Source organism: Marisediminitalea alba, assembly GCF_002993365.1.
GTDB classification, from domain to species: Bacteria; Pseudomonadota; Gammaproteobacteria; order Enterobacterales; family Alteromonadaceae; genus Alteromonas; species Alteromonas alba.
Window position 1 is genome coordinate 1 of record NZ_PVNP01000166.1, and the last position, 8,604, is coordinate 8,604.

General features: G+C 43.2%; 9 protein-coding genes and 1 pseudogene. 3 read left to right on the top strand and 7 right to left on the bottom strand.

The annotated features are described in order from the left end of the window. A partial coding sequence (locus C6Y40_RS15115) for a Tn3-like element ISShfr9 family transposase (protein WP_105935303.1) occupies positions 1-2,750 on the top strand: 2,750 nt, incomplete at its 5' end. A 41-nt stretch (positions 2,751-2,791) separates the two neighbouring features. Next, positions 2,792-3,085, top strand: coding sequence for a Tn3 family transposase (locus C6Y40_RS25595; RefSeq protein WP_158088382.1), 294 nt, complete (start codon positions 2,792-2,794; stop codon positions 3,083-3,085). Positions 3,086-3,254: 169 nt separating this feature from the next. Here C6Y40_RS25595 and C6Y40_RS15125 read toward each other — a convergent pair whose 3' ends face one another. The 6 genes from C6Y40_RS15125 to merR all read right to left on the bottom strand — a co-directional run bounded on the left by C6Y40_RS15125 (position 3,255) and on the right by merR (position 6,931). Next, a complete protein-coding gene (locus tag C6Y40_RS15125; RefSeq protein WP_008110853.1) occupies positions 3,255-3,692 on the bottom strand; it encodes a MerR family transcriptional regulator in 438 nt (145 codons plus the stop codon). A 113-nt stretch (positions 3,693-3,805) separates the two neighbouring features. Beyond that, a complete protein-coding gene (gene merA, locus C6Y40_RS15130; RefSeq protein WP_008467329.1) occupies positions 3,806-5,245 on the bottom strand; it encodes a mercury(II) reductase in 1,440 nt (479 codons plus the stop codon). Between the two features lie 20 nt (positions 5,246-5,265). Further along, on the bottom strand, positions 5,266-5,685 hold the full coding sequence (gene merC / locus C6Y40_RS15135; RefSeq protein WP_012517596.1) for an organomercurial transporter MerC: 420 nt from the start codon (positions 5,683-5,685) through the stop codon (positions 5,266-5,268). Continuing rightward, the gene (gene merP / locus C6Y40_RS15140) at positions 5,685-5,969 is read right to left on the bottom strand and encodes a mercury resistance system periplasmic binding protein MerP (RefSeq protein ID WP_008110847.1); all 285 of its coding nucleotides are present in this window, start codon (positions 5,967-5,969) and stop codon (positions 5,685-5,687) included. The genes merC and merP overlap by 1 nt, the downstream gene beginning before the upstream one ends. 46 nt (positions 5,970-6,015) lie before the next feature. Beyond that, positions 6,016-6,363 carry a mercuric transporter MerT family protein gene (locus C6Y40_RS15145; RefSeq protein WP_012517597.1) on the bottom strand — a complete coding sequence of 116 codons (348 nt, stop codon included), beginning with the start codon at positions 6,361-6,363 and terminating at the stop codon, positions 6,016-6,018. A gap of 190 nt (positions 6,364-6,553) precedes the next feature. After that, on the bottom strand, positions 6,554-6,931 hold the full coding sequence (gene merR, locus C6Y40_RS15150) for an Hg(II)-responsive transcriptional regulator (RefSeq protein WP_105935305.1): 378 nt from the start codon (positions 6,929-6,931) through the stop codon (positions 6,554-6,556). Between the two features lie 97 nt (positions 6,932-7,028). Between merR and C6Y40_RS15155 the strand changes: the two genes are divergently transcribed. After that, the gene (locus C6Y40_RS15155; RefSeq protein ID WP_105935306.1) at positions 7,029-7,979 is read left to right on the top strand and encodes an IS30 family transposase; all 951 of its coding nucleotides are present in this window, start codon (positions 7,029-7,031) and stop codon (positions 7,977-7,979) included. A gap of 273 nt (positions 7,980-8,252) precedes the next feature. Here the strand turns inward: C6Y40_RS15155 and C6Y40_RS15165 are convergent. Beyond that, positions 8,253-8,604, bottom strand: a pseudogene (locus tag C6Y40_RS15165) (IS4 family transposase); the annotation flags it as partial.

Sequence of the window (8,604 nt, forward strand, 5' to 3'; positions counted from 1 at the left end):
CTAAGGATTTAATGTTCATCAGTAAAGAGCTGCTTGGCGGCAAGGGGCTCAGACCATTCACTCCCTCACAAAAACAAAAAGATCGACTCTACGCAAAAGTATTAGACCTTGCTGGTTATCACAAATGGGACGAAAGTCAGCACTTCAATTCTCTTTTCGACCACCTTGTTCAGGTGGGCAATGCCTGGCTGGAGCCGCGTTACCTCTTTGATACTGCTATTGAATTCCTAACCAGTCACAGCATTGCTATCCCTAGGTACACCGTACTCCAGAGACTGATAAGCAGAGCGATGCAGCAGGTCAGAAAAGACCTGGCGCACCAACTTAATCAACTCACCAGTCCTGAACTTCACGTCTTTCTGGACAGCATAACAGCCATTGATGACGGACTAAGCCTGAACCAGCTCAGAGGCGGTGCAAAAAGTCTGACCGTACCTGAACTTAAAAAAGAGCTTGCCCTTTATCATCAGTTAGCGCCATGGCGCACGCAAATCAATGGCGTTATCGATGGGCTTAATCTGTCTCTTAAAAATCGACAACACTTCGGTGAGCTCATCAACTATTACGGTAGTAAACTCAAACGATTCAAACGCGCACAGCAGCATCTATGGTTGCTATGTCACCTGACAGAGCGGATACAACTGGCACTGGAACGGTTAACTGATGGGTTCATTTACCATATCCGCAAGCAACAAGAAGCTGCCAACACCTTTGCACAACAAGCAGTGTTCCTGTCCTGGCAGTCAGCCGCGGACAATGTCACGAAAGCGGCAGAGTTACTGCATCTGTTTGTGGATGAGAACATTGATGATAATCAACCCTTCTCAGTAGTCAGACAACAGGCATTGAAGGTCATGAATGACAGGGATATCCAGACCCTCTGCCTTTACCTGAAAAAACAGAAACGGACCGTGGAAGAGTACCAGTGGCAACATTACGATGAACAATGCAATCTCCTGGAGCAACTGTTAAGGCAGGTGTTCTTGTGCCTTGAATGTGAGGCCGGTAAAGGCTCAGAAGCCGTCGTCGCCCAACTTCAACAGATGCAGACGGAAATCGCATTCGGTGGACCACTGAAGACGATGGATACGTCGCTCATCCCGAAAAAGCACCTCCCATGGTTGGTTAAACAGGATAACGTTAACCCGCAACGTTACGAATGGCTGCTCTACCGGCAGTTAACCTCACGACTGAATGGACGCATTTATTTGCCAAATGTTACCAAATACCGCGCACTGGAAGACGACCTGATCCCCCAGACATCGCAGGATACCTTGCTGGCCTCATCAACACTGGACAGACTAAAACAGCCCGCAGAGTTATTGTTACAGGAGAAACAACACCGGCTGGAAAGTGCACTCAAAGACGTTGCTCTCCATATTGATGAGGGAGACAATCGAAATGTGATCATGAAAAATCGTACCGGTACCCGCTGGCGTCTGCCGACCAAAAGCGCTACATCTCTGGTCAACAATCCCTTTTTTAAGCGAATGCAACCGGTCGGTATCGCGGATGTACTGCGGTATGTAGAGCGCGAAACCGGGTTCATGAAATGTCTGACTCATGTACTTCCGATACAAAAACAAGGGTTCACTCATCAGGATGATTTACTGGCCATTCTGATTGCCAACGCCACTCACCGTGGTGTGTATGGCATGGCGCAGATCTCCGATCGAAGCTATGAACACCTGAGTACGGTGCAGGCCAACTATATCCGGCCTGAAACGCTGCATGACGCCAGCGACGTGATCAATAATGCGGTTGCAGCGCTACCCATCTTCCGCCACTACCATATTCAGGAGGACCAGCTGCATGCCAGTGCGGATGGTCAGAAATTCGAAACCCATCTGGAAACCTTTAAAACCCGGTACTCCTCTAAGTATTTCGGCACCAACAAAGGGATCACGGCCATGACACTGGTGGCCAACCACAGCGCCCTCAATGCTCGGATCATCGGTTCCAACGAGCACGAATCACACTATATTTATGACCTGTTACAATCCAACAGCAGTGAAATCAAACCTGACGTACTCTCGACAGATACACACGGTGTCAATCATGTTAACTTCGCCTTACTGGATCTATGCGGTTACAGTTTTGCACCGCGATACGCGCAGTTCAGTAGTGTCATCAATGATCTGTTTGACGTAACTGAAAATGAACACGGCGGCACCAACCTTGCCCTGAAAAAGCCCATCAGGACGAATGTCATCGAAACGGGATGGCAGGATATTAGGCGCATTGTTCTGTCACTTCAGACAAAGCGAACGACACAGGCAATGCTGGTAAGAAAGTTGTCTGGTTATCCTTCGGGGCACCCGACATTACAGGCGCTGACGGAGTATAATCGACTGGTCAAAGCGCAATATTTACTGGATTACATAGACAATGCCAGTTTGCGGCAGTACGTTCAGCGTGCCCTTAACCGGGGAGAAGCGTGGCACTTCCTGAGACGGGCTATTGCGTCGGTGAATGGCGATCAGTTCCGAGGCAAAAACGAGAGTGAAATCGCTATCTGGAATGAATGTGCAAGATTGCTTGCCAACGCGATCATCTACTTCAACTCCGCGATACTGAGTCATCTGCTGGGACACTTTGAAGCGAGAGGAGATGAAGAGAAAGCGGGTATCACTCGTGCTGTTTCGCCCGTTGCGTGGCAAAATATCAACTTAAGCGGAACGTATAACTTCACTAATACTGGGAAATTGCCCAATATTGGCGAAATAACAAGGCCGATAGTGGATGATTAGGCTCCAAGCTGAAAGTAAACCACCTCCGCAGCCATTTATTGGTGTGGTCTACAGAGGATTATGTCTTTTTAGAGGGGAAAATCCCTAGAACCCCACAATGGAACGATTGTGCTCGACTCATTTCAAATTGCATTATTTATTATAATTCCGCGTTACTATCGGCATTTTTACAAATCCAAGAGAGGAACGGTAGGCAAGATGTGGTTGATGTTATTTCTCGGCTTTCACCTGTTGCTTGGCAACACATTAATCTAAATGGGGAATATGCCTTTAATAAAGACCGCAAAGAAATCGACTTAGCTGGTTTACTTAGTGATGTAGAATCAATAAGTTAAAGAATGCCATCTGTTTGTATTTCTAATTCAAAAGGTACTGCGCATCAAAGTGCCATTAAAAATTGGAGGTGTTGATATTCTATATGCTTGATATATACAAGCTAACATTGATAGAAAACAGATAAGCTAACAAGTTTTTAGTCGAGCCATGAACTGTTCTATAATTGTTCTAATTGCAAAACTCTTCAATTTGGTTTGTTACTAGATTTAAAAATACTTTTCTATGCTCGATTTTAGTAAGTAGCAGCTTTTGGATGTCTTCAGGAACTTTTCTTTCTCCTGCATCTATTGCCATTAGTAATGGCTTGATATCAACTACAAGAAGACCTGCCGCCCTTGCTGCTCGAATGAACTTTAATCTCTTTAATGCACATAAGCCGTAAAGTGAATGGCCTGACTTAGTTTTTTCTTCGCAGTGTACTAAGTTCTCAAGAACATAATTTCTTACCGTATGGACAGATGTTTGTGCAGCTAGTGCCAGTTGAGAAATACTCAAAGGAAAATCCAACGCATCATCATCACTACTAATGAACTTATTGATGTCAGGTATCTCTGTCAAAAAACTGACTTCACCAACAGGAATGTTTTCAACCTTAGATTTAATCATGATTTAGCATGCTTCCAATTTGTGTTGTTAATGGAATGCCTTAAGATATCTTGATTACATTCAATCAATTGGCACTCCATTAACATTTCTGTAAGTACATTACCGTTAAATGATTACCCTGCGCAGCAAGATAGCTCTTTAACGTCTTTGCTAAAGGTTTGAGCGCATAACTTCAATCCTTCAACCATCGTCAAATACGGAAATAGTTGACCTGCCAATTCTTCGACTGTCATTTTATTATGAATAGCAAGAGCCGCACTTTGAATCAGTTCTCCGCCTTCATGGGCTAAAATTTGTGCGCCTATCAGTTTTCCCGTGGATTCTTCAGCTACCAACTTGATAAAACCATCCGTTTCAAAATTTGCTAAAGCTCTTGGTACGTTTTCCATATCAAGTACACGACTTATCGTATTTATTCCTACCGCTGAAGCTTGTACTTCGGTTAGACCTACCGTAGCAACTTGTGGGTCGGTGAATATAACAGCAGGCATGGTAGATAAGTCGAGTTGCGCATTTCCACCTGTCATATTAATTCCAGCCCTACTTCCGGCAGCAGCAGCAACATAAACAAATTGTGGCATATTGGAGCAATCTCCAGCGGCATAAATGTTAGCTGTTGATGTTTCCATCATACTATTAACAACAATGGCACCACTTTTATCTGTTTCAACACCAACATTTTCTAAACCAAGCTTTCCAGTATTTGCATGGCGACCCGTAGAGATAAGCAATTTTTCAGCGATTAATGTTCCTTCGTTAGTTTCCAATGAAAAACCATTGCTATCATAAGAAACATGACTTGCTTGCGTATTATTAAGTACCCTAATACCTTCTTTTTCAAAGCACTCTGCCAGTTTTTCACCTAATAACGGATCTTCAGCATATAAAAGGGTATGTCTGGCTAGAATTGTCACACGGCTACCTAAACGGGCATAAGCTTGCGCAATTTCCAGAGCAACAACGGAGGAGCCGATGACAACTAGACTACTCGGTAACTCTTCTGCAAATAAGGCTTCTGTTGATGTCCAATAAGGTGTATCAACTAAACCCTTAATTGGCGGAATGCTTGGTGTAGAGCCTGTTGCAATTAAAATGCGATCTGCAACCAGCTCTTCTTCACTACCATCAGACTTGTGAACTAGCAAGGTATTTTGATTTTTAAAACGTGCATAACCTTTAAGTAAAGATAGCGCGGGATTACTCTCTAAAATACGTTGATATTTAGCATCGCGTAGTTCTTCGACGCGAGCGTTTTGCTGATGTGCTAATAAGGAGCGGCTAAGTTGTGGCTGAATATTTTCTAAACCATCAAACGGGTTAGTACGTTGCTGATGCGCTAATTGCGCAGCACGGATCAATATTTTTGAAGGAACACAGCCGACATTTACACAGCAACCTCCGATTACATCGGCTCCTTCAATGATAGTAACTCTTGCTCCGCCTTCTGCTGCTTTAATCGCACTGGCAAAGGCCCCTGAACCACTACCAATAATGGCTACATGTAATTGTTCTGGCTGGATGTCATTTGACGAGCAACAACTATTCGTTGACATATTTTATTCCTCTAAAAAAGTTAAGCGGTACAAGTTTCATCATCACAGCGTTTATTCGCAGGAGAAACCATGTCCCAAATTGATACAGCAACCATTAGTCCTAGCCCCGTATAAGTAACGTATGAACTCCACCCGTACTGGAACCAAGGGTATAAAGAGAGTAAAACCAAAATGGGGCCAATTGAACCGATAAAACTACGGTACCATTGACGATGGCTAAACCAGCCTAAGATATTCATTGCCAGCGCTAATACTGCAAACAGTGGTAACAACGTATTGATAAATACCCCTTCCCACTGACTAAGAAATCCCATCCCAATTGCCGCACCAAGACTAGCTATCGCGGGAAAACACATGGCGCATCCCATTGCCGAAACAAGTGCACCTATAGAGCCTGCTTTATCTCCGATACGCGTAACTAGTTCTAAGGGGCTAAACATTACTTATTTTCACTTTTTAAATTTGAAGGGTAGCCAGCGTTGGTAGTCGCTGCAATTAATGCATTGATGTTGGTTTTAGTGTCATCAAAAGAAACAACAGCTAGCTTAGGCTTGTAGGTAACTTTCGCATTTTCAACGCCATCAACATTTTCTAATGACTTTTTAACTGTGATTGGACATGTCGCACAGTTCATCGTTGGCACTTCCAGTGTAACTGTTTTTACTTCAGCAAAAGCACCAAAACTAGAAAGTGAAAGCAGTGCGGTTAATAATAATTTTTTCATAATTAGCTCCAAATTTTAAAATGTTATAAATTTCTTGATCTGTATATTAAGCAAACAAAAGTATCCAATAATTACTGGTCACTAAAATTGTCGCAACTATAGCGCTCAGCCAGAAAATGACTTTTCGTTGTTGCTGTTTCTTAGGAATTGCACAGGCCGTTCCCGGCTCACACTCTTCTACAGGACGGTAAATTTTCCAACCTGAGTAGCCAAACAACAACACTACAAATGCGATAAATAATGGCCTATAGGGTTCAAATGCAGTTAAATTACCAATCCATGAGCCACTTACCCCAAGTAATAACAGGAGCAAAGGACCTACACAGCATACGCCTGCGCCTAATGCTGCTATGATGCCTCCTATCATTGGAAGGTTTGATTTTTTTTGATTCATATAGATACCTCATTAAGTGATAATGCAAGTGTATTGCATGTACCTAAGTACGGAGTCAAGGGTGATTTATAAAAAATTTATCTTTGATAATCTGCTACGACAGATACGGGGAATAAGCTAACTTGAATTAAGGCGCAGAAGTAAAATTGGATATGCTGTTTTAGTGGGAAATGGTAGTTAAGTGAATCATTTACTTCGGTTGCAACGAATCAATTATTGGGCAGTGGCTATCGTCATCATTATTTTGGCATTGTCCTAAATGTTCTTCCAAAGCGTGTTCTAACAACAACAAGTCAGCCATCTTTTTTTGTACTGCGATCAGTTTTTTATTAGCTAATTCTTGTACTTTACTACATGGACTATCGTTTAACGCAAGTAACCCTTCAATCTCATTTAGCGTAAAACCTAATTCTTGAGAACGCTTGATAAAATGTATTCTATTTACCGTTTCTTTCGGGTAATGTCTATAGCCCTGCATAGGCTTTGGTGGTTGTTTAATTAAGCCTTTGCGTTCATAAAAGCGAATTGTTTCGACATTTACACTCAGTTCTTTAGCCAACACCCGAATTCAGATAATAAGTGCACCACTCATGGTTAAACGGTGAGGAGAGATCAACTGCCTGTTGGTGGTACTCTGTAATCGCCAAAAAACAAGAGTAGTTACCATGAGTTACAAGCAGTTGATCGAGGGACAACGATACCAGATCGAAGCCTACCTACGCGAGGGTTTCAGTTATCGTGAGATTGGAAAGCGTCTGAGAGTGAGTCACAGCACTATCAGCCGGGAAGTAAATCGCAATCGAATTAGAGATAGCCATTACTTGCCGGAAGTGGCTCAGGCAAAGTCTGTAAAACGACGATGTCAGGCCGCAAAGTTTAGGATATCTGAACTGACGGTTACCTTTGTAGAGTTCGGCCTTAACGAAAAGTGGAGTCCTGAGCAAATTGCTGGTGTCGGTAAAATCATCGGCCATAACGTCAGTCACGAGTGGATTTATGGTTATGTCCAGCGAGATAAATTACGTGGTGGGAAGTTGTATAAACAACTGCGCCAGAGCCACCGAAGATACCGTAAAGGTAATCGCGCGAAGCGAGTAATTATCCCGAATCGCGTTGGTATAGAGCATCGTCCAGCCATCGTGAACAAGAAGAAGCGGTTCGGCGACTGGGAAGTTGATACGGTTCTGGGCAAGCAAGGAACGGGCGCGATTGTTAGCCTGGTTGAGCGAAAAAGTAAGCTGTATCTGATTCGGAAAGTACCAGCAAAAAGTGCGGCAGATGTGGCCCGAGCTATGGTTGGTATGCTGTGGAAATATCGAGGTCATGTTCGTACTATCACGGCGGACAACGGCAGCGAATTCTGTGACCATGAGCTGGTCGCAGAGAAGCTGAAAACCGACATCTACTTCGCGAATCCGTATTCATCTTGGGAGCGTGGACTGAATGAAAACTTCAACGGTTTGCTACGTCAATACATACGTAAAGGCACCGATTTACGAACAGTGACAGACAAGCAGATTAGTGAGATTGAACAGGCATTAAATGCCAGGCCAAGAAAGTGCCTCGGCTTCAGGCAACCTGTAGTGGTATTCAATGAATTACGCAAGGCTGCCTAATTTAGCGAGTGGTGCACTTCGGACTTGAATTCGCGCATACTTATGGTTCGTTTAGACACGTTATCAATTACCTTACTGACTTTTTGTTTACTTACTTTATATCTAATTAAAGTGACCATCAATGAATACCAGTTTAAACATCGCTAATTGATTTTGTTTTTTCTTCTATTAAATAAGTAAAGTTACCGTTGTTACAACAATATTAAACCACAACAATGTATGGTTTATCCTTTTTCATTATCAAAGTCCAAATTCTGAGGGATCCCCACGAATTTAGCATGTAATCTTGCTCATGCAAGCTTCAGCGGTGAGTTCATCAAGCCAGCGGATCGTCTTTTTCCACTGATGCAGGGTAAATCGCATTGAGGTGTTAAAAGCTCTCAAGCCAAGAAAGTGAAAGGATAGTACGGATTTTGTTTCGGTATTTGCCTGAAAGCGTCGATGCTTGTTACTGACAACTAATAGCATGCCCAACAGTACAGCCACTAACGAAGCCAGTGTGGTAAGCAAGACCAGAACAGTAATGCGTGTCTTGGTTGTGCTGCGATTATTTTCATACCCCAGACCAAAGCGCGTGCTTTTCATATCCCGAAAGCCTTCTTCTATTTGCATGCGCTGGCGATAA

Coding starts and splice junctions, on each gene's coding strand:
- C6Y40_RS15125 (WP_008110853.1), bottom strand. CDS start 3,692: ATGATTAAATCTAAGGTTGAAAACATTCCTGTTGGTGAAGTCAGTTTT.
- merA (WP_008467329.1), bottom strand. CDS start 5,245: ATGTCAACGAATAGTTGTTGCTCGTCAAATGACATCCAGCCAGAACAA.
- merC (WP_012517596.1), bottom strand. CDS start 5,685: ATGTTTAGCCCCTTAGAACTAGTTACGCGTATCGGAGATAAAGCAGGC.
- merP (WP_008110847.1), bottom strand. CDS start 5,969: ATGAAAAAATTATTATTAACCGCACTGCTTTCACTTTCTAGTTTTGGT.
- C6Y40_RS15145 (WP_012517597.1), bottom strand. CDS start 6,363: ATGAATCAAAAAAAATCAAACCTTCCAATGATAGGAGGCATCATAGCA.
- C6Y40_RS15155 (WP_105935306.1), top strand. CDS start 7,029: ATGAGTTACAAGCAGTTGATCGAGGGACAACGATACCAGATCGAAGCC.